Origin of the sequence: Janthinobacterium sp. SUN211 (assembly GCF_030587315.1) — a bacterium.
In the GTDB taxonomy this organism is placed as follows: domain Bacteria; phylum Pseudomonadota; class Gammaproteobacteria; order Burkholderiales; family Burkholderiaceae_D; genus Janthinobacterium; species Janthinobacterium kumbetense.
This window is the reverse complement of sequence record NZ_JAPWIC010000011.1, coordinates 97861-120301: the sequence shown is the minus strand read 5'-3', so window position 1 is coordinate 120301 and position 22441 is coordinate 97861. Positions and strand designations below refer to the sequence as shown.

Below are 22441 nucleotides of genomic sequence, written 5' to 3'. Positions count from 1 at the left end.
TTATTTGAGGCTGATGGTGGTGTTGACCTTGCCCACCGAGGCCGCGTCCGTGAACCAGCGCTGGGTAATCGTCTGCGTCTGCGTGTAGAACAGCACGACTTGCTTGCCGAACGGGCCCAAATCGCCCAGTTTCGAGCCACGCGAACCTGTAAAGCTGAACAGGGGCACGGGCACGGGGATGGGCACGTTGATGCCGACCTGGCCCACGTCGATTTCTTCCTGGAAATAGCGCGCGGCCGCGCCGCTTTGCGTGAACAGGGCCGTGCCATTGCCGTTCGGATTCGCGTTCACCAGGGCAATCGCTTCATCGAGCGTATCGACTTCGACGACGATCAGGACGGGGCCAAAGATTTCCTGGTCATATACGACCATGCCGGGTTTCACGCCGGACAGAATCGTCGGTCCGACGAAGTTGCCGTTCGGATAGCCATCGACCTTCACGTCGCGGCCATCGAGGGTCAGCACGGCGCCCTGCTCGATGCCCTTGGCGACCAGGCTGTGCACGCGATCCTTGGCTGCGCAGGAAATGACAGGGCCCAGGTCCGGATTGTCCTTGCCCGCGCCCACCGTCAGGGTTTTCGCCTTGGCTGCCAGTTCCGGCAGCCAGTCGCGCGCTTCGCCCACCAGCACGGCGACGGACGCGGCCATGCAGCGCTGGCCGGCCGCGCCGAAGCCCGCACCCAGCAACTGGTTCACGGTCTGTTCCTTGTTGGCGTCAGGCAAGACGACGGCGTGGTTCTTGGCGCCCATCATGCATTGCGCGCGTTTGCCGTTCAAGCTGGCACGCTGGTACACATGCGTGCCCACCTTGCTCGAACCCACGAACGAGATGGCCTTGATGTCCGGATGGTCGCACAGGGCGTTGACCACGTCTTCGCCGCCGTGGATGACGTTCAGCACGCCGGCCGGGATGCCCGCCTGCAAGGCCAGGCGCACGAGTTTTTCCGTCACCAGCGGGTCTTGCTCCGATGGTTTCAGCACGAAAGTATTGCCGCAGGCAATTGCCATCGGGAACATCCACAGGGGGATCATGGCGGGGAAATTGAACGGGGTAATGCCCGCGCACACGCCCAGCGGCTGCATCACGCTGTAGGTATCGACGCCGCCGGCCACGTTTTGCGCGTATTCGCCCATTTGCAGGGTGCCGATATTGGCCGCATGTTCCACCACTTCCAGGCCACGGAAGACGTCGCCTTCCGCGTCGAGCAGGGTCTTGCCCTGTTCCATCGTCAAGGTGGCGGCCAGGTCGGCCATGTTTTCACGGATCAATTGCTGCAATTTGAGGAAAATGCGGGCGCGGGCGCCGATCGGCGTCTTGCGCCAAGTCTTGAAGGCGCGCTGGGCCGAGGCGATGGCGGCGTTGACTTCCTCCGGCGTGGCGAACGGCACACGGGCCAATACTTCCTGCGTGGCAGGGTTGACGACGTCGCGCCAGACGGTGGTGGTCGATTCGACCCACTCGCCGTTGATCAGCAGTGGAACGGTAGGGATGGAAGTTTGCGTGGTCACTCGGTGTCTCCTCGTTGGGGGTATAGGTCTGTTTGCATTATTCGCACAATACGGGCCGCAAACAAGGCGTGAAAATGCGAGATAATGCAAAGATGAATCTGTTAATCTGCAAAGATTGTAAATTTGCAGACTCCACAAACCGGGGAAGGAGAAGCGCGATGGCAAAGGTTTTCATGGGCGTGCGCCTGCAGCGCCTGCGCGAGGAACGGCGCATGACGCAGGTGGCGCTGGCCAAGTCCCTGGGCATCTCGCCCAGCTACCTGAACCAGATGGAGCGCAACCAGCGCCCGCTGACGGTGCCGATTTTGCTGCGCATCGGCAGCGTGCTGGGGGTCGATCCGCAAATCTTTTCCGAACACGACAGCGCCAGCCTGGTGGCCGACGTGCGCGACGTGTTCGGCGAATTGCCCGACGCGCCGCCCACCTCGATGGCGGAACTCAAAATGCTGGTGGAAAACATGCCGGAACTGGCCCGCTCGATTTTGCTGCTGCAGCGGCGCTACCGGGTGATGGCGGAACGGGCCGACACGCTGGCCGCGCGCCTCGACGATGGCAGCCGCGGCGCCAGTTCGGCGGCGCCGTCCACGGACGAGGAAGTGCGCGAATACCTGAACCGGCGGCAAAATTACATCGACGAGCTGGACCGGGCGGCGGAAAGCGTGGCGGGCGAACTCGATCCATCCCTGCGCAAGCTCGACGCGCTGCAAGGGCGTCTGCTGGAACGCCACGGCATCCAGGTGCAACTATCCGATGGCGACGCGGGCATGGTGCGCAAGCACCGCTACGATGCCCAGCAACACATCTTGTGGCTGCCCGACACCCTGACGGGCGGCCAGCGCGCGTTCCAGATGGCGGCGCAGATCAGCCTGCTCGAGCACAGCGAGCTGATCGACGCCCTCGTGCTGGCGGCAGGTTTCTCCGGCGCGGCCGCGCAAACGAGTGCGCGCCTGGCCTTTTCCAATTATTTCGCCGGCGCCCTGCTGATGCCCTACCAGCGCTTCCTGCAGGCAGCGGAAACGCGCGCCTACGATATCGAGCGCCTGGCGCACCAGTTTGGCGTGGGTTTCGAAGCCGTATGCCACCGCCTGAGCACCATGCAGCGCCCCGAGGCGGCGGGACTGCCGTTTTTCTTTGTGCGCGTCGACCGGGCCGGCAATGTCTCGAAGCGCCAGTCGGCCACGGACTTCCATTTTTCCAGGGTGGGCGGCACGTGTCCGCTGTGGATCGTCTACGACGCCTTCAGCCATCCGGGACAGGTACTGACGCAGGTGGCCAGCATGCCCGACGGCTGCACCTATCTGTGGATCGCGCGCCAGGTCAGCACGGCGTCGCCGGGCTTCCGGGCACCGGGCAAGACCTTTGCCGTGGCGCTGGGCTGCGACATCTCGCAGGCGCACCGGCTGATCTATTCGAAGGGACTCGATTTGCACGACCCCACCAGCGCCACGCCCATCGGCACGGGCTGCAAGGTGTGCGAGCGCCAAAGCTGCCCGCAGCGGGCGTTTCCATCGCTGCTGGCACCGCCGCCAGCGTCCGCCTGACTTACTCGACGAGCCGGGCGCGCAGCGCGTCGAATTCGCGCGCAAATTCCGCGCGCCAGTCGCGCCGCGTGCTCTCATCGATCCAGGCCGCGTCCAGGCCATTGAGCATGAAGCCGCGCATGTCGTCCAGGCCGAAGCCGAACTCCCGCATCATCATCCAGGCGCCCGTCGGCGTCACGTGGTGCAGGGTCGGGTCGTCCGTGTTCGGATGCAGTTTCAGGCCCAGCTTGGCCATGGCGCGGATCGGGTGATCGAGTGCCCAGCGTTCGGGCGCCAGGGTGCGCAGATAGTAGGAATTGGTCGGCACGACCGTAAATACGAGGCCCCGCTCCACGCAGCGCTGCGCCAATTGAGGATTATCAACAATCGTGTAGCCATGGTCGACCCGGTCCACCTGCAACTGCTCGATGGCCGTCTCCACGTTCATCCACGGCATGCCGAATTCGCCCGCGTGCGCCGTGCACTTGAAGCCGGCCTCGCGCGCGGCGCGGTAAGCTTCGATGAAGAGTTCTGGCGGGCGGTCGTTTTCGCGGTAATCGATGCCGATGCCGATGACTTCCGGCGCGCGGTAAGCCTTCATCCATTCCACCATCTGCACGGCTTCGGCGGGACTCGCTTCGCGGTCGATGCTGGGGATCAGGCGGCCGATCACGCCGAAATCGCGCTGCGCGTCGCGGATGGCGGCCACGATGGCGTCTTGCGCCGCGTCATAGCGGATGCCCGACACGCGCACGGTGCCGGTGGGGTTCCAAAAGAATTCCGCGTAGCGCACGCCGTGGCCATGCACGTCTTCCAGGTATTCGTAGGCGAGGCAATACAGGTCCGTCGGCGAGACGATCAGGTGCGCGTCGAGCGCGCGCAGCACGCGCAGCACGCCGACGGGCTTGTCGCCGCGCGTGTAAAACGCGTCGATTTCCTCGGGAGTGACGACATTGCCCGTCTTGGCGGCCAGCGCACGGAAAGTGGCTTGCCGCACCGTGCCGAACAGGTGGCAATGCAGCTCCACTTTCGGCATGGCGCGTAAAAACTGTTCGATGCTCAGGGGGGAATTAGACATGAAGCTCGTTTCGTAGTGAAGTGGGTCAGACGAGAATGGCGGCCAGGCGGCGCATCAGGCGCTCGATGGCGGCCGGGCCGTCGGCCAGCATCGCCACTTGCGTGTTGATCGGTGCGCGGCGCGGCACGCGGAATTCGCACACCGTCATGCCGCGCGTCAGTTCGCCCGTCAATTCGATGGCCACGTGGGCGCTCTGGAACTGGAACAGCTGCGGCGCTTCCAGGTACAGCGCCACCACGGGGTCGTACATGGGCATGGGCACGGAACCGTCGGCACTGCGGATGCGCACATACGCTTCCAGGTAGCCGGCCAGACGCTGCGCGCGCGGCGTGCCGATGGCGCGCAGCTGCTCCACTTCCACGTTTGTCACCAGCAGCTGGCGGCACAGGTTCAAGCCGAACATGCGCAGCGGGATGCCGGCCTGGAAGACCTGGGCGGCCGCTTCCGGGTCCGCATAGATGTTGAATTCCGCCGCCGCCGTGTGGTTGCCCTGGTCGGTCGAGCCGCCCATCAGGATGATTTCGACGATTTTTTCCGCGATGTCCGGCGCTCGGCTCAAGGCCGTCGCCAGGTTGGTCATCGGCGCGATCGCCATGATGGTGATCTGGCCAGGATACTTGCGCACGGCGGCGATCAGCGCGTCGACGGCGTGGCCGGCAGCGTCGCTGGCGGCACCGGGCGGCAGGATCTCGCCCGTCGTCGGCATGCCGCTGTCGCCGAGGATGCGCTGCGCCGTTTCGATGACGCCGGCCAGCGGCTCTTCGCAGCCGCGGTAGATCGGCACCGTCAAACCATCATGGGCCTTGATGCGCAAGGCGTTGTCGTAGGTGATATCGACGGGCGCATTGCCCGCCACCACGCTCACGCCCAGCCACTCGATATCGGGATTGCTGCCCAAGAGCAACATCGTCAGCCAGTCGTCGAAACCGGGATCGGTATCGAGCCAGATCTTTTTCAAGGATTGGGTCATGATGCTTTCCAGTAAGAAATTACGCGCCCAGCCACAGGGCGCTGTCGGACGGCAGCACGAAGGAGACGGCCGTGCCTTCGCGCCAGGCGGCGCCACCGGCCGCGCAAATGCCTTTGACCTGGCCCAGCGGCGTTTGCAGCAGGTATTCGACGGTGTCGCCCAGGAAGCCCCGTGCCAGCACGGTACCCGGATACTGGCCCGCTGCGTCGTCGGGCGCGCAGACGCGCACCTTGTCCGGACGCCAGCCCAGCACCGTGGTGCCGGCCGCGACGGGCGACGTGTAAGGCAAGCTGGCGCCCGCGTGGTGCAGCGCGCCGTCGCGGTAGTCGAACAGGTTCTCGAAGCCCATGAAGTTGGCAACGAAGCGCGTCGACGGCGTATTGAAGACGGCTTCCGGCGCGGCCAATTGCTCGATGCGCCCGCCATTCATGACGACGATGCGGTCGGACAGGGCCAGCGCTTCTTCCTGGTCATGCGTGACATACAGCATGGTGATGCCCAGCTCGCGCTGGATACGGCGCAGTTCGGCGCGCATCTGCACGCGCAGCTTGGCGTCCAGGTTCGACAGCGGTTCGTCGAGCAGCAGCAGGGCCGGCTCGACGACGATGGCGCGCGCCAGCGCCACGCGCTGCTGCTGGCCGCCGGACATCTGCGCCGGCAAGCGCGTTTCAAACCCTGTCAGGCCGACGGCGGCGATCACCGCTTCCACCTTCGTTTTCAGCAAAGCTGGCGCGACCTTGCGCAAGCGCAAACCGAAAGCGATGTTGTCGTATACATTCAAGTGCGGGAACAGCGCGTACGACTGGAAGACCATGCCGATATTGCGCTTGTTCGGCGCCAGCTTGCCGATTTCGCGGCCGTCGAGCACGATGCGACCCGACTGCAGCGGCATCAGGCCGGCGATGGCGCGCATGGTGGTGGTCTTGCCGCAGCCGCTAGGGCCCAGCAGGGAAATCAGTTCGCCCTGCTCGACGTGCAGGTCCAGGTCTTTCACGGACGTCGTGTTCTTGGCGTAGCCGAGGTTCAGCTTGTGCAGTTCCAGATAACTCATGGTGTGTTGCCTCTTACATGTATTTAGAAATGCCCAGCACCTTCTCGGTCACCATCACGAAGGCCATGGTGAACAAGACCAGCAAGGTCGACAGGGCAGCGATCGACGGATCGAAGCTGTTTTCCATATGCCCCAGCATCTCGATCGGCAAGGTACTGATGCCCGGGCCCGTCAAGAGCAGCGAGACGGGCACCTGGTTGAACGAGGTGACGAAGGCGAGGAAGAAGGCGGCGATCACGGCGTTGCGGATATTCGGCAGCACGATCATGAAGAACGCGCGCAAACGCGACGCGCCCAGCGTGATGGCGGCATCCTCGATATCGACGCGCAAGTTCACCAGGCTGGCGTACACGACGCGCACCGAGTACGGAATCAGCAGCGCGATATGGCCGATCAAGAGTCCAACGTAGACGGGCGCATTGATGGTCAGGACCAGGTGGTGCAGCAAGCCCAGGCCCACGAGGATGGCGGGAATGATCAGCGGCGACGTCAGTATCTGCCGGATGGCGCCGATGCCCGGCGGCGGCATGCGCGAAAACGCATACGCGACGGGAATGCCCAGCAACAGCGCGATGACGGTGGCGATCAGGCCGATTTCCAGGCTGGTCTGGAAGGCGCGGCGGAACTCGGGCGCCGACCACACTTCAAGAATCCAGCGCAGCGAATACGACTCGGGCGGGAACGCCAGGGTTTCGCCGCCGGAAAAACCGGCCAGCACGACGATGGCGAAAGGCCCCAGCAGGAACAGGAATACCAGCCATAAAACGGCACGTGAAAACAGGCTTTCTTTCATACGGAACTCCGGCTCGAGGAAATACGTTTAAGGCCGGCATTCACCAGCAAGGTCATGCAGACGAGGATGACGGCGATGACGTTCGCCGCGCCGAAATCGCTCTCCACGCTGACCTTTTGGTACAGCAGGGTTTCCAGCATCAGCACCTTGGTGCCGCCCAGCAGGGCCGGCGTCACATAGGCCGTCACGCAGCCCGTAAACACCAGGGTGCCGCCGACGACCAGGCCTTCCTGCGTCAGCGGCAGGGTGACCTTGCAGAATACTTGCCATGGATTGGCGCCCAGGGTGGCGGCAGCCGGTTCCACGTCGCGCGGCAGGTTTTCCAGCGCGCCCGCCAGCGACATCAGCATCAGCGGCAGCAGCAGTTGCAGCAGGCCGACAAACACGGCGAACTCGCTGAACAGCAGGCGCAGCGGCTCTTCCGTCAAGCCCATGTTGACCAGCGCCGCGTTGACGGCGCCGTTGCGGCCCAGCAGCACGATCCAGGCGTAGGTACGCGCGATCGGCGAGACCATCAGCGGCAGGATCATCATGCCCACCACCAGGCCGCGCCACTTCGGCGACACGCGCGCCACGGCTTGCGCGGCCGGGTAGCCGAGGATGATGGAAGCGAGCGTCACCAGCGCGGCGATGCGTAGCGTGCGCCAGAAGATGGTGCGGTTGAACTCTTGCGAAAAGAATTCGACGAAGCGGTCCACGCCCCACTGCATGCCGTCGCCGACGCGGAAGGCGTCGACCAGCAAGGCCAGGACGGGCAGCAGGAAGCAGACAACGATAAAGATCAGCGCCGGCAGGACCAGCAGCAGTCCCAGGCGCTTTTTTGGATCAGCAAACATGGTGTTTTCTCCTCGTCACCACTATTTGCTCATGGCCTTGTTCCACTGCGTCATCCAGTTGCTGCGCTGCTTGATGATGGTTTCCGGTTTGACGAATTTCAGCGAATTGATCTGGTCGGCGCCATAGGTGTTGAATTGCGCGGCGGCCACGGACAGGCGCACGTCCTTGTTGACGGGCGAGTCGACCAGGTTGGTCGCCAGCTGCGTCTGCACTTCCTTGGACAGCCAGAAATCCATCAGCTGGTATGCCAGGTCCGCATTCTTCGAGCCGGCAACGATGCCCATCACGTTCATGCCTGCCGCCTGGCCTTCGGCCGGGATGCTCCATTTCAGGGGCAAGCCCGTCTTGAGCATTTGCGACCAGGTGAAGCGCGCCACGGGCGCGGCCCAGATTTCATCCTGGGCAAACAGGGCGGCCAGCTGCGCGCTGTTTTTCGAGAACGTGACGACGTTGCCCTTCATGCCGACGATCTTCGCAAAGCCGGTGGCGTAATCGTCCGTCTTGCCGCCCCAGGCCGCATCGGCCATGCGCAGCATCAACGGGCCCTGCGTGGTGCTCACGTCGGGGAAGGCCACGCGGCCCTTCAGTTCAGGGCGCCACAGGTCCTTCCAGGACGTCAGCGGGGCGATCTTGTCGCTGCGGTACACCAGGCCCACGGAATACAGGGTGTAGCCGACGGCGTAGTTGCCGCCGATGGGGTTTTTCGCCACGTCATACAGGGCTTTGTAATTGCTCAGCTTGGAGTAATCCATGGGCTGGATCACGCCCTTTTGCGCCGCTTCCAGCATGCCGGAATCGGACAGCAAGACCAGGTCGATCACCGGGTTCTTGCTGTGCACCACCAGCTTGGCGATGCGGTCCGCGTTATTCCCCGTTTCCACCTTGATATCGCAACCGCATTTGGCCTTGAACGGCTCGTACACATACTTCATGAACAAGGGCTGGGCAATCGGGTAGGCCGAAATGACCAGCTCGCGTTTTTCCGCGTGGGCGGCGTTGGCCAGCAAGCCTAGGCTCAACGCCAACATGAGGTGCTTTTTCAAGATGCTTCCTTTCAGGGGACGGCGCTGCGGGACAGCGCCTGTAAAGATGAATCAGACTCAGAAATAATGTCGCATGCCGACGATCAACACGCTTTGCGTCTTGCCGCCCGAGGCGCCAAAGCCGAACACGCGCGCGAACGTCGCATCGCCGGCCGCTTTCTGGTAGCTCCAGGTGATGGCGACATCGGTGCGCTTGGACAGGAAGTAATCGGCCTGGAAGTTGACCTGATGCCATTTCGGCGTCTTGTTGATCACGTCATATTTACCAGTGGTAAAGAAATACGACGCGCCCAGGTTCAACGCTTCCGTCAGCTTGTGGTTCACGTTCAAGTCCACGTTTTGCAAGGTCAGGTTGCTCTGGTCCAGGTAGTGGTAGCGCACGTTGGTGTACAGCGCGCCGAACTTGGTCCTGCCCACATTATAAAAGCCTCCCGTGCCGGCGATGGCCTGGCTGTCCACGCCCGCGCCCTTGACGGCGCTCTTGTTGAAGATCAACAGGGAGCTGCCATAGTCATTGCCGATGGCGCCATTCGGCGCGTCCGGGCTGTTCGGGCGATCCATCTTGGTGTAGGCGACGGCCCAGCTGAAGGCATCGACTTTGTAGCCGGCGCCCATGCTGTAGACGCGGTTGCGGTTGGAATCTTCCGGGTTTTCGCTGAAACCGTACAAACCCGTAAACGACAGGTTGCTGATGTTCGGGCTGACGTACTTGACGGCATTTTGCACGCGCAGGTTGTTGTAGCCATTGTCGTTGTCGCCGATGTGCACGCCGTTACTGGCGATGACCACCGGACCCAGCAAGTCCTTGACGGCTTCGTACTGGCGGCCCAGGGTCAGGGTGCCCTTGTCGTTGCTCGACAGGCCCACATACGACTGGCGACCGAACAGACGGCCGCTTTGCGAGGCCGTACCCGTCATGACGTTAAAACCGTTTTCCAGCGCGAAGACGGCCTTGGTGCCGTTGCCCAGGTCTTCCTGGCCGCGGAAACCGATGCGGGGATTCTGGTTCGTGCCGCTCAGCGCATGCGTGCGGCTGCCGTTACCCTCATCCGATACATAGCCGATACCGGCCGACAGCAAGCCATACACTTGCACGCTGCTTTGCGCCTGCGCCTGCGCCGCGCCCTGCGCCGCCAGCAAGCCCCCAACTACCATCGTTCCCGTCATCCATTTGTTCATCGCCGCCGCCCTAAAAAGAATAAACCCTGAGTTTTTTTGGAATTATTTTATTGATGCGTCCCTTGCCTGGCGCACCGCCGCAAGTGCCGGCGCCGCATTCCAGGCTCTTCTCCCGAATGTTGTTGCATTCAAGACAAGTAAAGACCAGTCCAGAATATGGTAAATTGCGGGATAAGAAAATTTGTTTATTTTTATAAATCCATTACTTTTTCTAATAAGCAAAACCATGCATGAGTTGAGCAAGAAGATTTCCTTACGACATTTGCAAGCGTTTGCCACCTTAGCCCGGGTAAACAGCTTCAGCAAGGCTGCACAGGAATTGTGCGTGACCCAGCCGGCCCTCAGCGCGTCGATCAAGCTGCTGGAAAATCAACTGGGAAAAAAGTTGTTTAACCGCACAACCCACCAGCTGGAACTGACGCGCGAAGGCAAGCTGGCGCTCGATTACGCCACGCATTTATTGAATACGGCGAGCAATACCTTTGCCGATATCCAGCGCGCCATCGGCAGCGGCCGCCACCGCATCCGCATCGGCGCCATCCCCTCGGCCATGGCGATGACGGCCGTGGTGGTGGCGCGCTACTGCGAACAGCATGGCGATGAAGTGGAAATCGTCCTGTCGGACATGCCCAACGATGGCTTGCTGCACGCGCTGCATTCGGGCCAGCTGGACTTTTGCGTAGGCATCGAGGTGCCCGGCTCCGTGTCGCTGGAAAGCGTGGGCCTGTTCGAAGACGAGCTGGTGCTGGTGACGGCGGGACGCCATGCGCTGGCGCCGCTCAAGGAAGTGCGCTGGGAACAGTTGGCGGGACAGGAAATCGTCGTGTTTACCAAGGGCAGCATCTGGGAGTTCGCCTCGAGCGCGCTGCGCCAGCATGGCTTGAGTCCGTCGAGCCTGTACCAGATGATCCACAGCGAGTCGCTGTATGGCGTGGTGCGCGCCGGCATCGCCGTGGGCATCATGCCCAGCCTGTACACGACTTTCCTCAACGACGAGGACTTGCACGTGGCGCCGCTGCGCCAGCCTACGTGCAAGCGCAAGATCGCCTTGATGCGGCGCAATGAAATCAGCCGCAACCACCATGTCGACGATTGCTTTTCAGCGTTGCGGCAAGATCTGCAACAGGTCGACCAGTGGTTTTGAGTTAAACCGGGGGCTTAGGCCGGCGCCTTCAGCAAGTTCGCCAGGGCAACATACTGCTCCAGGCCCACGGTTTCCGGACGCAGGGTCGGGTCGATGCCGGCCGCCTTGATCTGCTCTTCCGTAAACATCCCGGCCAGGCAGTTGCGGATCACCTTGCGGCGCTGCGAGAAAGCTTTCATGACCACCGCTTCCAGGGTCGCCTGGTCGCACGCCAGGCGCTCGGCCACGGGGATCATGCGCACGATGGCCGATTCCACTTTCGGCGGCGGGTCGAAGGCCGTCGGCGGCACGATGAACAGCAACGACATGTCATAGCGCCATTGCAGCATCACGGACAAACGGCCATACGCCTTGCTGCCCGGCTCGGCCACCATGCGCTCGACGACTTCCTTTTGCAGCATGAAATGCTGGTCCTGCACCAGCGGCGCGAAGTCCGCCAGGTGGAACAGCAGCGGGCTGGAGATGTTGTATGGCAAGTTGCCCACGATGCGCAGCTTCTGGCCGGCCGGCACGGGAATTTGCGCGAAATCAAACTTCAGCGCATCGCCCGAGTGGATCGTCAGCTTGGCGGGATTGAAGGTCTTTTCCAGGCGCACGATCAGGTCGCGGTCCAGCTCGACCACATGCATCTGTTTCAAATGGCGCAGCAGCTGCTCCGTCATGGCGCCCAGGCCGGGGCCGATCTCGACCATGGCATCGTCCGCCTGCGGCGCGATGGCAGCCGTGATGTCGTCGAGGACGAAGCGGTCATGCAGGAAGTTCTGGCCAAAGCGTTTGCGGGCAACGTGTTTCATATTCTGTTTTTCTATTCTAGAGGCGGTGTAGCGGGGTAAAACCGGTGGGCGGTCAGGCGCGGGTGCTGGCGCGCAGCATGGCGAGCGCCGTTTGCAGGGCTTGCTCCATGCTGTGTCCATCCGCCAGCCCCAGCCCTTGCGCGGCCAGGTCCAGCGCCGTGCCATGGTCGACCGAGGTGCGGATCAGCGGCAAGCCCAGCGTGACATTGATGCCGCGCCCGAAGGTCGCATATTTCAGCACGGGCAAGCCCTGGTCGTGGTACATGGCCAGCACGCAATCGGCATCGGCCAGGTATTTGTGCTGGAACAAGGTGTCGGCCGGATACGGTCCGCGCGCATCGATGCCGCGCGCTTGCGCCGCGGCAATCGCCGGAGCGATGACATCGATTTCCTCGCGTCCCAGGTAGCCGCCCTCGCCCGCGTGTGGGTTCAGGCCGGTCACCAGGATGCGTGGCGCGGCGATGCCGAATTTCTGTTGCAGGTCGCGCTGGATAATGTCCAGGGTGACGGCCAGGCTGTCCAGCGTGATGGCGGCGGACACGTCCTTCAAGGGCAGATGCGTGGTGGCCAGCGCCACGCGCAGGGTCGGTTCGCCATGGCCGGGTTCGCCGGCCAGCATCATCACCACCTGCGGCGTATCGGTTTTTTCTGCCAGGTATTCCGTATGGCCGGAAAAGGCCGCGCCGGCGTCGTTGATCGTGCTCTTTTGCAAGGGTGCCGTGACCATGGCGCCAAACCAGCCGGCCTGGATACCTTCCACGGCCGCGTCCAGGGTAGCGAGCACGGAGCGCCCGTTTTCCTTGTCCAGCACGCCGGGGATGACATTGTTGACGGTGGGAATATCGATCACGGCCAGGCGGCCCGGTCCGAACTGGGGCAAGCCGCTGTTGCGCACGGCTTGCAGCGACAGCGCCGCCAGGCGGATGTCCGGGTCGATCAGGCTGGCCGTCAGCGCCAGGAAGGCGGCGTCGCCCAGCAGGATGCAGTTGACTTCATTGCGCATGGCCCAGGCCGCGCGTATGGAGATTTCCGGGCCGACACCGGCCGGTTCGCCACAAGTGATGGCGATGGCCGGGCGGCGTGCAAGGGGCAAGTTACTCATGCGCAATGAATCAGCAGCATTACTGGTCGTCCGCGCGGAATTCGACGTAGGCACGGTCGCGCACTTCGCGCGCCCAGTTTTCCGTCGCTTCTTCCAGCTTGCGTTCGCGCAAGGCATTGCGCGCGGCGGCGCGCTGCTTCTCTTTCGAGACGTCATCGCTCTTGCGTTCCAGCACTTCGATCAGGTGGAAGCCAAAGCTCGATTCGATCGGCTCGCTCACTTCGCCCGGTTTCAACGCATTCATCGCCGTTTCAAATTCCGGCACGGTGTCGCCTGGATACAGCCAGCCCAGGTCGCCGCCCTTGGCCGCGGAACCGTCGTTCGAGAACAAGCGGGCCAGGTCTTCGAACTTGGCGGCCTTGTTATCGAGACGCTCTTTCAATTCCAGCAATTTGCGCTTGGCTTCGGCAGCCGACAAGGTCGGTGTTACTTTCAGCAAGATATGGCGCGCATGCGTCTGCTGCACGGCAGCGACGGCTTGCGCTTCGGCCGCGCTGCGGCGGTCCACCAGCTTGAGGATGTGGAAACCGGTGTTGCTCTTGATGATAGGCGTGATCTGGCCCGGCTTCAGTTTCAGCAACTGTTCCGTGAACAGGGGCGGCACGCGGTCGCTATGGCGCCAGCCGATATCGCCGCCGCTCAGCGCATCGCTGGCGTCGGAATAGGTGGCGGCCATCTTGGCGAAATCGGCGCCCGTGCGCAACTGGCGGCTGACTTCTTCGGCGCGCGCGCGGCGTGCGGCGATCTGTTCGGGGCTGGAATTTTCCGGAATGCGCACGAGAATCTGCGCCAGGTTCAGTTCCACCTGTTCGCTGGCGGCCGCTTTTTCCGCTTCCAGGAAGTTATCCACTTCGGAATCGGAAATCTGGATCTTGGCGTCGACTTCATGCTCGCGCAGGCGCTGCATGATGATTTCATCGCGGATTTCTTCGCGGAAAGTCGCAAACGGCGTGCCTTCCTTTTCCATCTGGTTGCGCAGTTCCTGTACCGTCATTTTTTGCTGTTCAGCAATACGGCCAATCGCGCGGTCCAGGGTCAGGTCGTCCACGCGCACGCCCATTTCCTTGGCCAGCTGCATTTGGGCGCGCTCGACAATCATGCGCTCCAGCAATTGACGACGCAGGTCGGCAGGATCGGGCAAGGGCACGTTCTGCGCCTTCATGCGCTGCTCCACGCTCTTGATCCGGGCCGCCACTTCATTGCGCGTAATCACCTCGTCATTGACGACGACGGCGATGGAGTCGATGGTCTGGCCACTGCTCGAGGCCGGTGGTGTGAACCCCTTGGCCGGTGCCGCGGCGGCGGGCTTGGCGACAGGCGCTGACGCAGCCTGTTGCGCCCAGACACTACTGGTCGTGGCGCCGGAAATGGCGCACAACAAAACCGTTGCAATTTTGAGTTGGTGCATACTGGCATTACGCATAATGTGTAGAGCGCTCATGAGTTCAGGTGAATAAAAAAACCGGTTTGTGCCAGCGCCGGGAACACCGGCGGCGGCAACGGTGCCTATCTTAACGGAGTGGCTGGCTCAGTGTCTGGTAACCAGGGATGGTTTTTGTAAAAGTTTCCAGGCCATTCGCGCCCAGGCCCAGGCCATTCGACAAGCCCGTCAATTCCAGCTGGAAGAAGATCGGCGTCGAAACGGTATTGGACGTCGTCACGAAACGCTGCGCGCCCATGCGGAACACCCAGCAGTCGCCCTTGTATTCCAGGCCGATCAGGCTTTCCAGCATGCTGCGATCCTTGATGGAGTAACTGATGCGTCCCACGCCATACAGGCGGTCCGTCAACGGCCATTGCGTCGACACTTCCGCATTGCGCAAACTGCCGCGCTGGAAACGATTGCTGAAATTCAATACTTTCTTGGCGCCTGGCTGATATTGCAAGGTGTAGTTATAGCTCATCAAGCGGCGATCGCTGGGATTGTACTGCACCAGGCTGTCGGCGGTCCAAGTCTCGGACACGCGGCCCGTTGCGGCCAGCAGGATATCCGAGCGCGACTGGTTGACGGGCGTGGTCGAATTGAGCTGCACGCGCTGGTCGGCAAAATAGAAACGCTGGCCGAAGGTCAGCCGCATGCGCTCCGTGCCATCCGCCTGCAGGAAGCGCGATACCAGGGCGGCCGTGACCTGATTGGCGTCGCCGATACGGTCGCTGCCGACGAAACGGTTTTCCGTGAAGATCTGCGTCAGGTTGAAGGTGCCGTCGGCCGTATCGAAATTCGGAAACTGCGTCTGGTCGCGGTACGGCGTGTAGACGTAGAACAGGCGCGGCTCCAGGGTTTGCGTGCCGCCCTTGGCGCCAAACAGATTCGTGTCGCGTTCAAACACCAGGCCGCTGTCGACCGAGAAGGTCGGCACGGCGCGTGTAAACGAGGTCGTCGGGAACAGCGCCTTGGTCCTGGCGTCATTATCAAGCTGATAAGCACTGGCATTGAGCATCAGCTTGGGCGTGATGAAGTAGCCAGGGCGCATGATGGGGAAACTCACTTGCGGCACAGCCACGAGGCGCGACCCTTGCACCAGGGTCGGGTGCGCGAAGCGCGTCGCTTCCGCGTCGAAGGTCCAGTCGAAGCCGCCCCAGACGTCATATTTGCCAGCGTGGAAGTTCACCGCCGGCAAGCGGTCATACGGACGCGACACGGTCACCGTGGGATCGGGATCCTGCAGCACTTGGTAATTCTGCACGCGCGCCGTCAGGCTCCAGTCCTCGGTGCGGTAATCGGTGCGCAATTCGCGCAGCAACTGGCGCTCGGTGGCGGTGGCGACGGTTTTCGAAAAATCGTTCGGGTAATTATTGTCGGACGCTTCGCGCAAATCCCAGCTGTAACTCCAGCCCTTGGCCAGCGCCTGCTCATGCTTGGACTTGATCATGTAGCGGTTGGTCTTGGTTTGCTTGTCGTTAGGCAAGAATTCAAACGACGTTTCGCCCTGGTACAGGCCGGCATCCGTTTCGCCCATGTAGCGGCCCGTCGCACCGAGCTGGATGCCGCGCCGCTGGATGTAGCGCGGGTACAGGGTCAGGTCGCGGTTCGGCGCAATGTTCAGGTAGTACGGCATCAGCAGCTCGAAACCGTTCTTCGAGGCAAAGCCCGGCGTGGGCGCCAGCCAGCCCGAGCGGCGCGCGCCCGACAGCGAAAACGAGATGCCCGGCGTGCCCAGGATCGGCACGTCCTTGAAATAGATGATGGTCTTGCTGCCGGTGCCCACGTCGCGGCCCGTATCGAGGTTCAAGGTGCTCGATTTCAGGTACCAGTCCGGATTCGGCCCTTCGCAGGTACTGTAGGTACCGTCGATGACATTGGCTTCGTCGGGGTTGATGAAGTCGACGCGTTCGGCCTTGCCCTGGCCGCCGCCCACTTCGAAGCGGTATGTCGGGTTGAGCAGGAAACCCTTGCCGGTCTCCATGTTCAGCTTCAGGACGTCGCCCGTGTAGTAATCGCCGAAACGCCACATCTTGATATGGCCCTCGGCGTCGAACTCATCTTCAACTTGTTTGTAACAAGCTGTATCGGCCGTCATTTTTGTGGTTTTTCCGCGCTCGATCACGACATTTTGATCGAGATTGAGCTCCCTTTCGGGGCGTCCCTTCATGCTGTTTGCCGTCATGACGGTGGGCGCGTCGGGATCTTCCACATGAACCGGACGCGGCGCTTTCTGGGCGTGGACAGGCACCGTCGTGGCGGCGACAAGCGCGCTGATGGCGAAAGCCCAGCGCTGCGAAGGGGGGGAGGCCGAAAACCAGCTCATGAATTGGAAGGGGCAAGCACCATTGACAGGCGATTTTTTGATTTGAATCCCTTATTATATGGGAATCTGCACCATCAACCCGATTCCACAGGCCGCTTAATGTCATTCTCCCCCAATTCCCCTGCCGCGCCGGCCTCCGCCGACGCTCGCCTGACCCTGTTGAAAGCCTGGTTGGCCCCGCTGAACCTCGTAGCGCCCGATTCCGCCCGCCCCGCTTCCAGCGATGCGAGCTTCCGCCGCTACTACCGTCTCGATGTGCTGCCAGGCAATACAACATTGTCAGGAAGTACATTGATTGCCATGGATGCGCCGCCCGAGCGCGAAAACGTGCCCGCCTTCGTCAAGGTGGCCGGCTTGCTGAAAGGCGCCGGCGTGTCCGTGCCCGAGATCATCGCGCAAGACCTGGACAATGGCTTCCTGCTGCTCTCCGACCTGGGCACGACCACCTACCTCGACGCCCTGAACCACGACAATGCCAGCGTGCTGTACGCGGAAGCGCTCGAGTCGCTGATGAAAATCCAGCTGGCCAGCCAGCCGGACGTCTTGCCCGAATTCGACCGCGCCTTCATCCTGCGCGAAATGAATTTGTTCCCGGAATGGTTCATCGGCAAGCACCTGGGCGCCACCTTGACGGATGTGCAACAAACCCAGCTGGACAAGGTCTTCGAAGCCATCACGGCGAATATCTTGTCGCAGCAGCAAGTTTTCATGCACCGCGACTACCATTCGCGCAATTTGATGCACATCAACGATGGCTCGATTCCCAATCCCGGCATTCTCGATTTCCAGGACGCCGTCTTCGGCCCCGTCACCTACGACATCGCCTCGCTGCTGCGCGATGCGTATCTCCAGTGGGACGAAGAACTGGTGCTCGACTGGGTGATCCGCTACTGGCAGCGCGCCAAGCAGCTGGGCTTGCCAGTCAATCCCGACATCGACGCCTTCTACCGCGATTTCGAATTCACGGCCCTGCAGCGCCATTTGAAAATCCTCGGCCTGTTCGCGCGCCTGAATTACCGCGACGGCAAGGATCTGTACATGGGCGACCTGCCAACCGTGCTCGACTACGTACGCAAGACGGCCAACCGCTATACGGAACTCAAGCCGCTGGTGCGTCTGCTCGATGCCCTGGAGAATAAGACGCCGCAAGTCGGCTATACCTTCTGATGACACCCGCCAAAACCTACTGCGCGTCGCGCTTTGCGGCCGGCGATGCTCACCGTACTACAGTACGGTTGCGCTTCTCGGCCACAAAGCACTGCCGCTCGCTACGGTTTTGTCAGGTGTCGCTACTGCAGAATTAACTTATTGTGCGGCTCACGCCACGCAACAATTACCGAACAAAACAGAAAACGAGTCCTACCCATGAAAGCCATGATCTTTGCCGCAGGCCGCGGTGAACGGATGCGTCCGCTTACCGATACCTGTCCCAAACCGCTGCTGAAAGTGCGCGGCCGTCCACTGATCGTCTGGCATGTGCTGAACCTGGTGCGCGCCGGCATCACGGACATCGTCATCAACCATTCCCACCTGGGCCACCTGATCGAGGAAACCCTGGGCGACGGCAGCGCGTATGGCGCGCGCATCGCCTATTCGCCCGAGAGCACGCCGCTGGAAACGGCGGGCGGCATCGCCCAGGCGCGCCACCTGCTGGGCGAGGAGCCATTCCTCGCCATTTCCGGCGACATCTATTGCCCCTACTTTGATTTCACGCAAGTACTCGACGTGCTGGCCGACAAGGACGTGCTGGGCACGCCGTATCCGGCCGACCAGCGCGACATCGCCTGGACGTACCTGGTGCCCAATCCCGACTTCCATCCCACAGGCGACTTCGGCCTGACCTTGTTCGCGATCAACAATACGGACGACACCAAGTGGACCTTCGCCAACATCGGCGTGTACCGTCCCGAGATGTTCGACGGCATCGCGCCCGGCAGCCACGCCAAACTGGGCGATTTGCTACGCCAGTACGCGGACCAGGGCCGCGTGGGGGGCGAAGTCTATCCGGGCGAATGGACGAATGTGGGCACGCCGGCACAGCTCGACGCCCTCAACGGCGTCACGGCCAAGGCCAGCGCAACATGATGGCCAACTACGCGGCACGGCGCGCGGCGCTGCTGGCGCAGATGCTGCCGGGCAGCGTGGCCATCCTCGCCACGGCGCCCGAAGTGCCGCGCAACAGCGATTGCGATTATCCGTACCGCCACGACAGCTATTTCTATTACCTGAGCGGCTTTACGGAACCCGACAGCGCCGTGGCCCTCGTGGCCGCCAGCGCCACGGCGCCGGCGCGCGCCATCCTGTTTTGCCGCGCCAAGAATACGGAGCGCGAAATCTGGGACGGTTTCCGCCACGGCCCCGAGGCGGCGCGCGCCAGCTTCGGCTTCGACGCCGCCTTCCCCATCGAGGAACTCGACGTGGAAATGACGCGCCTGCTGGCCGACGTCCCCGCCATCTACTATGCGCTGGGCGGCAGCCTCGATGCGCAGGTCAAGGTCTGGCGGCACAACGTGCGGCAAAAGGCCCGCAGCGGCGTCACGGCGCCCGCCATCGCGCATGACATCCATGGCATGCTCGACGCCATGCGCCTGCTGAAAGACACGCAGGAACAGCAGTTGATGCGCCGCGCGGCCGCCATTTCCAGCGCGGCCCACGCGCGCGCCATGCGCGCCACACGGCCCGGCATGCACGAATACGCGCTGGAAGCGGAGCTGCTGTACGAATTCCGGCGCAGCGGCGCGCAATTCCCCGCGTATTCCTCCATCGTGGCCGGCGGCGACAACGCCTGCATCCTGCATTACAGCGCCAACAACGCGGTATTACAGGACGGCGAGCTGGTACTGATCGACGCCGGCTGCGAACTCGATGGCTACGCCTCCGACATCACGCGCACCTGGCCCGTCAACGGCCGTTTCAGCGGCCCGCAGCGGGCCCTGTATGAACTGGTGCTGGCCGCGCAACAGGCGTCGCTGGATATGGTCCGCCCCGGCTTGCCGCACAGCGCCATCCACGAGGCGGCCGTGCAGGTGCTGGCGCAGGGCATGCTGGACCTGGGTTTGCTGGACCGGCAGAAAAGCGGCAGCGCGCAGGACGTCATCGCCGACAAGGCGTATATGCCCTTCTACATGCACGGCACCAGCCACTGGCTGGGCATGGACGTGCACGACGTGGGCGCCTACCGCGACACGGACGCGCCCGGCAAGCCATGGCGCGCTTTGGCACCGGGCATGGTGCTGACGGTGGAACCGGGCATCTATGTGCGCCCCGGCGCGGGCGTGCCGGAGCAGTTCTGGCATACCGGCATCCGCATCGAAGACGATGTGCTGGTCACGCCGCAAGGCCATGAAGTCTTCAGCACGGCGCCCAAGGGCGTCGCTGAAATCGAACAACTGATGTCACAGGATTAACGCCGCCGCATGCATACACCGTCCACTTTCGATCTCGCCATCTGCGGCGCCGGCCCCGTCGGCATGGCGCTGGCCGCCCTGCTGGTGCAGCGCGGCAGCTGCGCCGCCGGCATCGCCCTGCTCGACGCCAAATCCCTCGACCAAGCCAGGCGCGATCCGCGCACCATCGCCCTGTCGCACGGCAGCCGCCAGATTCTCGAGGAAGCGGGCGCCTGGCCCGTGGCGGCGACCCCGATTCACCAGATTCACGTTTCGCGGCGCGGCAAGTTCGGGCGCAGCCTGATGGACCGCGGCGAGCATGGCGTCGAGGCGCTCGGCTATGTGGCCCGTTACGGCGCCGTCGTCAGCGCGCTGGCCGACGTGTGCGAACGCCTGGGCGTGGCCAGTTTGCGCCCGGCCCTGGTGACGGGCAGCGTGGAAGACGCCGATGGCGTCAGCGTGCAGCTGGAACAGGAGGGCGCCGCCTCGAGCTTGCGCGCCAGCCTGCTGGTGCAGGCCGAGGGCGGCCTGTTCGGCCAGCAGCCGGAACGCGCCGTCAGCCGCGATTATGGTCAAAGCGCCATCATTGCCCACGTGCGTACCAGCGATCCCGTCGCCCACCGCGCGTACGAGCGCTTCACCGATGAAGGGCCGCTGGCCCTGCTGCCGCAGGACGACGGCTACGCGCTGGTCTGGTGCGTGCCGCCCACGCGCGCGGAACAGTTGCTGGCGCTCGACGAGGTAACCTTCCTGGCGCGCCTGGGCGCCGCCTTCGGCAGCCGCCTGGGGCGGTTTACCCACACGACGCCGCGCCTGGCCTATCCGCTGGGCCTGAACGCCCAGGCGGGCGGCACGGCGCGCACGGTCGCCATCGGCAATGCGGCGCAAACCCTGCATCCGGTGGCGGGACAAGGCCTGAATCTTGGCTTGCGCGACGCCGCCGTGCTGGCCCGCGTGCTGGCGCAGGACAGCAGCCCGGCCGGGCTGGAACGCTACGCCAGCCTGCGCCAGGCCGACCGGGGGCTGACCGTGCGCGTCACCGACACCATGGCGCGCATCTTCACGGGCAGCGCACCCACGCAAGGCTTGCTGGGCCTGTCGCTGGGCCTGCTGGACGCATTTCCCCCTGCGCGCAAGACGCTGGCCGAGCTGATGATGTACGGCCGCCGCTGAGTCTTAGCAATAAGGAAAGAACACGGGCGAAAAAGAAACAGGCGGGCGATCCGGCATGGAGTAAACGGCCCGCGGATGCGACAATGGCTGTCACCTGGCTTTTGGCGACCGTTCCATGACAGATGCATTGCCCGCAGCACCGCCTGCCGCTCTTCCCGAAGTCCTCTTTTCCCGCCTGCTGGAAGACGCCCTCGACGCCGTCATCATCATCGACGAGCAATGCCGCATCCGCTATATAAATGGCGCCATGCAAACGCTGTCGGGCTATGCCAGCGGGGAATTGCTGGGCCAGACCCTGAACGGCCTGCTGCCCGACGCCGTCGGCGCGCAGCACGACAACCACGTGCTCAATTACATCCGCAGCTCGCGCACCTCCAGTGTGCTGGGCAAGATACGCGAATTCGCCATCCGCCACCGCGACACGCAAATGATCCCCATCGAAATGAAGGCGATGGACCTGGGCGTGGTCGATGGCATGCGCTATTTCGGCGCCTTCTTGCTCGACGTGCGCGAACGGCGCGAACTGGCGGCGAAAAACGCCAGCCTGCTGGCGCAGCTGGAACAGCAGGCGCTGCACGATGCGCTGACGTCGCTGCCGAACCGGCGCGCCTATGAAGCGCAAGCCGAGCAGGCGATGGCGCGCGCGGCACGCAGCGGCGCCGCCCTGAGCGTGGGCGTGGCCGACCTCGACCACTTCAAGAAGATCAACGACCGCTATGGCCATGCCGTGGGCGACGCCGTGCTGCGCACGGTGGCGCAGGCGCTGCGCGACACGGGACGCATCACCGACGTGGCGGCGCGCCTCGGCGGCGAGGAGTTCGGCCTGCTGTTCCCCGACGCCAGCCTGCAGCAGGCACACCAGGTGGCCGAACGCATCCGCGCAGCCGTGGCGGCGGCGGTCACCGTGCTGCCCGACGGTTCCCCGCTGCACGTCACCATCAGTATCGGCGTGGCGCCGCTGGTGCAAGGCGCCAGTCTGGATGCGGCCATGTCGGATGCCGACAAGGCCCTGTATGTCGCCAAGCACCAGGGACGCAACCAGGTCGTCGCGGCAGCGGCCGGCCAATAAAAACGGCCCGCGCAAGGCGGGCCGCTCCTCCTGCACCGGGAGAC

19 protein-coding genes are annotated in these 22441 nt (G+C 63.2%); 7 read left to right on the top strand and 12 right to left on the bottom strand.

Annotation, left to right across the window (positions count from 1 at the left end; genetic code table 11):
• Positions 1 to 1509, bottom strand: coding sequence for a CoA-acylating methylmalonate-semialdehyde dehydrogenase (locus O3301_RS27205; protein ID WP_305058004.1), 1509 nt, complete (start codon positions 1507 to 1509; stop codon positions 1 to 3).
• A 158-nt stretch (positions 1510 to 1667) separates the two neighbouring features.
• Between O3301_RS27205 and O3301_RS27200 the strand changes: the two genes are divergently transcribed.
• Positions 1668 to 3050: a short-chain fatty acyl-CoA regulator family protein gene (locus O3301_RS27200; protein WP_305058003.1), complete on the top strand. Its 1383-nt coding sequence runs from the start codon at positions 1668 to 1670 to the stop codon at positions 3048 to 3050.
• A 1-nt stretch (position 3051) separates the two neighbouring features.
• Here O3301_RS27200 and O3301_RS27195 read toward each other — a convergent pair whose 3' ends face one another.
• Genes O3301_RS27195 through O3301_RS27165 form a run of 7 tightly spaced genes read right to left on the bottom strand, consistent with a single transcriptional unit; the run spans position 3052 to position 9980 of the window.
• On the bottom strand, positions 3052 to 4107 hold the full coding sequence (locus tag O3301_RS27195; protein WP_305058002.1) for an adenosine deaminase: 1056 nt from the start codon (positions 4105 to 4107) through the stop codon (positions 3052 to 3054).
• 25 nt (positions 4108 to 4132) lie between these two features.
• Positions 4133 to 5077, bottom strand: a complete 945-nt coding sequence (locus O3301_RS27190; protein WP_305058001.1) for a nucleoside hydrolase — start codon at positions 5075 to 5077, stop codon at positions 4133 to 4135.
• Positions 5078 to 5096: 19 nt separating this feature from the next.
• Positions 5097 to 6128, bottom strand: a complete 1032-nt coding sequence (locus tag O3301_RS27185; protein WP_099666258.1) for an ABC transporter ATP-binding protein — start codon at positions 6126 to 6128, stop codon at positions 5097 to 5099.
• 13 nt (positions 6129 to 6141) lie between these two features.
• Positions 6142 to 6921 (bottom strand): ABC transporter permease, encoded by a 780-nt coding sequence (locus O3301_RS27180; RefSeq protein WP_305058000.1) that lies wholly within the window; start codon positions 6919 to 6921, stop codon positions 6142 to 6144.
• On the bottom strand, positions 6918 to 7757 hold the full coding sequence (locus O3301_RS27175) for an ABC transporter permease (RefSeq protein WP_099666257.1): 840 nt from the start codon (positions 7755 to 7757) through the stop codon (positions 6918 to 6920). The genes O3301_RS27180 and O3301_RS27175 overlap by 4 nt, the downstream gene beginning before the upstream one ends.
• Before the next feature lie 21 nt (positions 7758 to 7778).
• Positions 7779 to 8801, bottom strand: coding sequence for an ABC transporter substrate-binding protein (locus O3301_RS27170; RefSeq protein ID WP_289912733.1), 1023 nt, complete (start codon positions 8799 to 8801; stop codon positions 7779 to 7781).
• Between the two features lie 57 nt (positions 8802 to 8858).
• On the bottom strand, positions 8859 to 9980 hold the full coding sequence (locus O3301_RS27165; RefSeq protein ID WP_369812246.1) for a porin: 1122 nt from the start codon (positions 9978 to 9980) through the stop codon (positions 8859 to 8861).
• Between the two features lie 226 nt (positions 9981 to 10206).
• Here O3301_RS27165 and O3301_RS27160 point away from each other — a divergent pair, with 226 nt between their 5' ends.
• Positions 10207 to 11124: a LysR family transcriptional regulator gene (locus O3301_RS27160; RefSeq protein ID WP_034778821.1), complete on the top strand. Its 918-nt coding sequence runs from the start codon at positions 10207 to 10209 to the stop codon at positions 11122 to 11124.
• Positions 11125 to 11138: 14 nt separating this feature from the next.
• Here the strand turns inward: O3301_RS27160 and rsmA are convergent, their stop codons facing one another.
• From rsmA to O3301_RS27140, 4 genes are all read right to left on the bottom strand, one after another.
• On the bottom strand, positions 11139 to 11918 hold the full coding sequence (rsmA, locus tag O3301_RS27155) for a 16S rRNA (adenine(1518)-N(6)/adenine(1519)-N(6))-dimethyltransferase RsmA (protein ID WP_076573213.1): 780 nt from the start codon (positions 11916 to 11918) through the stop codon (positions 11139 to 11141).
• Between the two features lie 52 nt (positions 11919 to 11970).
• The gene (gene pdxA / locus O3301_RS27150) at positions 11971 to 13020 is read right to left on the bottom strand and encodes a 4-hydroxythreonine-4-phosphate dehydrogenase PdxA (protein ID WP_305057999.1); all 1050 of its coding nucleotides are present in this window, start codon (positions 13018 to 13020) and stop codon (positions 11971 to 11973) included.
• A gap of 19 nt (positions 13021 to 13039) precedes the next feature.
• Complete coding sequence (locus O3301_RS27145) at positions 13040 to 14428, bottom strand: peptidylprolyl isomerase (protein ID WP_305057998.1); 1389 nt, start codon at positions 14426 to 14428, stop codon at positions 13040 to 13042.
• 103 nt (positions 14429 to 14531) lie between these two features.
• Complete coding sequence (locus tag O3301_RS27140; RefSeq protein WP_289907287.1) at positions 14532 to 16769, bottom strand: LPS-assembly protein LptD; 2238 nt, start codon at positions 16767 to 16769, stop codon at positions 14532 to 14534.
• Positions 16770 to 16868: 99 nt separating this feature from the next.
• On the opposite strand from O3301_RS27140, the gene O3301_RS27135 reads away from it, so the two are divergent.
• From O3301_RS27135 to O3301_RS27115, 5 genes are all read left to right on the top strand, one after another.
• A complete protein-coding gene (locus O3301_RS27135; protein ID WP_305057997.1) occupies positions 16869 to 17936 on the top strand; it encodes an aminoglycoside phosphotransferase family protein in 1068 nt (355 codons plus the stop codon).
• A gap of 198 nt (positions 17937 to 18134) precedes the next feature.
• Positions 18135 to 18854 (top strand): N-acetylmuramate alpha-1-phosphate uridylyltransferase MurU, encoded by a 720-nt coding sequence (gene murU, locus O3301_RS27130; protein WP_305057996.1) that lies wholly within the window; start codon positions 18135 to 18137, stop codon positions 18852 to 18854.
• Positions 18854 to 20176, top strand: coding sequence for a Xaa-Pro aminopeptidase (pepP, locus tag O3301_RS27125; RefSeq protein ID WP_305058048.1), 1323 nt, complete (start codon positions 18854 to 18856; stop codon positions 20174 to 20176). Before murU ends, pepP begins: the two co-directional genes overlap by 1 nt.
• Before the next feature lie 9 nt (positions 20177 to 20185).
• Positions 20186 to 21328, top strand: coding sequence for an FAD-dependent monooxygenase (locus tag O3301_RS27120; protein ID WP_289917748.1), 1143 nt, complete (start codon positions 20186 to 20188; stop codon positions 21326 to 21328).
• Positions 21329 to 21443: 115 nt separating this feature from the next.
• On the top strand, positions 21444 to 22397 hold the full coding sequence (locus O3301_RS27115; protein ID WP_077408800.1) for a sensor domain-containing diguanylate cyclase: 954 nt from the start codon (positions 21444 to 21446) through the stop codon (positions 22395 to 22397).
• The last annotated feature ends 44 nt before the right edge of the window (positions 22398 to 22441 follow it).

Excerpts from the sequence above, each read along its gene's own strand:
- O3301_RS27200 (WP_305058003.1), top strand. The coding sequence starts at position 1,668 with ATGGCAAAGGTTTTCATGGGCGTGCGCCTGCAGCGCCTGCGCGAGGAA.
- O3301_RS27195 (WP_305058002.1), bottom strand. The coding sequence starts at position 4,107 with ATGTCTAATTCCCCCCTGAGCATCGAACAGTTTTTACGCGCCATGCCG.
- O3301_RS27190 (WP_305058001.1), bottom strand. The coding sequence starts at position 5,077 with ATGACCCAATCCTTGAAAAAGATCTGGCTCGATACCGATCCCGGTTTC.
- O3301_RS27185 (WP_099666258.1), bottom strand. The coding sequence starts at position 6,128 with ATGAGTTATCTGGAACTGCACAAGCTGAACCTCGGCTACGCCAAGAAC.
- O3301_RS27180 (WP_305058000.1), bottom strand. The coding sequence starts at position 6,921 with ATGAAAGAAAGCCTGTTTTCACGTGCCGTTTTATGGCTGGTATTCCTG.
- O3301_RS27175 (WP_099666257.1), bottom strand. The coding sequence starts at position 7,757 with ATGTTTGCTGATCCAAAAAAGCGCCTGGGACTGCTGCTGGTCCTGCCG.
- O3301_RS27165 (WP_369812246.1), bottom strand. The coding sequence starts at position 9,980 with ATGAACAAATGGATGACGGGAACGATGGTAGTTGGGGGCTTGCTGGCG.
- O3301_RS27160 (WP_034778821.1), top strand. The coding sequence starts at position 10,207 with ATGCATGAGTTGAGCAAGAAGATTTCCTTACGACATTTGCAAGCGTTT.
- rsmA (WP_076573213.1), bottom strand. The coding sequence starts at position 11,918 with ATGAAACACGTTGCCCGCAAACGCTTTGGCCAGAACTTCCTGCATGAC.
- pdxA (WP_305057999.1), bottom strand. The coding sequence starts at position 13,020 with ATGAGTAACTTGCCCCTTGCACGCCGCCCGGCCATCGCCATCACTTGT.
- O3301_RS27145 (WP_305057998.1), bottom strand. The coding sequence starts at position 14,428 with ATGCACCAACTCAAAATTGCAACGGTTTTGTTGTGCGCCATTTCCGGC.
- O3301_RS27140 (WP_289907287.1), bottom strand. The coding sequence starts at position 16,769 with ATGAGCTGGTTTTCGGCCTCCCCCCCTTCGCAGCGCTGGGCTTTCGCC.
- O3301_RS27135 (WP_305057997.1), top strand. The coding sequence starts at position 16,869 with ATGTCATTCTCCCCCAATTCCCCTGCCGCGCCGGCCTCCGCCGACGCT.
- murU (WP_305057996.1), top strand. The coding sequence starts at position 18,135 with ATGAAAGCCATGATCTTTGCCGCAGGCCGCGGTGAACGGATGCGTCCG.
- pepP (WP_305058048.1), top strand. The coding sequence starts at position 18,854 with ATGGCCAACTACGCGGCACGGCGCGCGGCGCTGCTGGCGCAGATGCTG.
- O3301_RS27120 (WP_289917748.1), top strand. The coding sequence starts at position 20,186 with ATGCATACACCGTCCACTTTCGATCTCGCCATCTGCGGCGCCGGCCCC.
- O3301_RS27115 (WP_077408800.1), top strand. The coding sequence starts at position 21,444 with ATGACAGATGCATTGCCCGCAGCACCGCCTGCCGCTCTTCCCGAAGTC.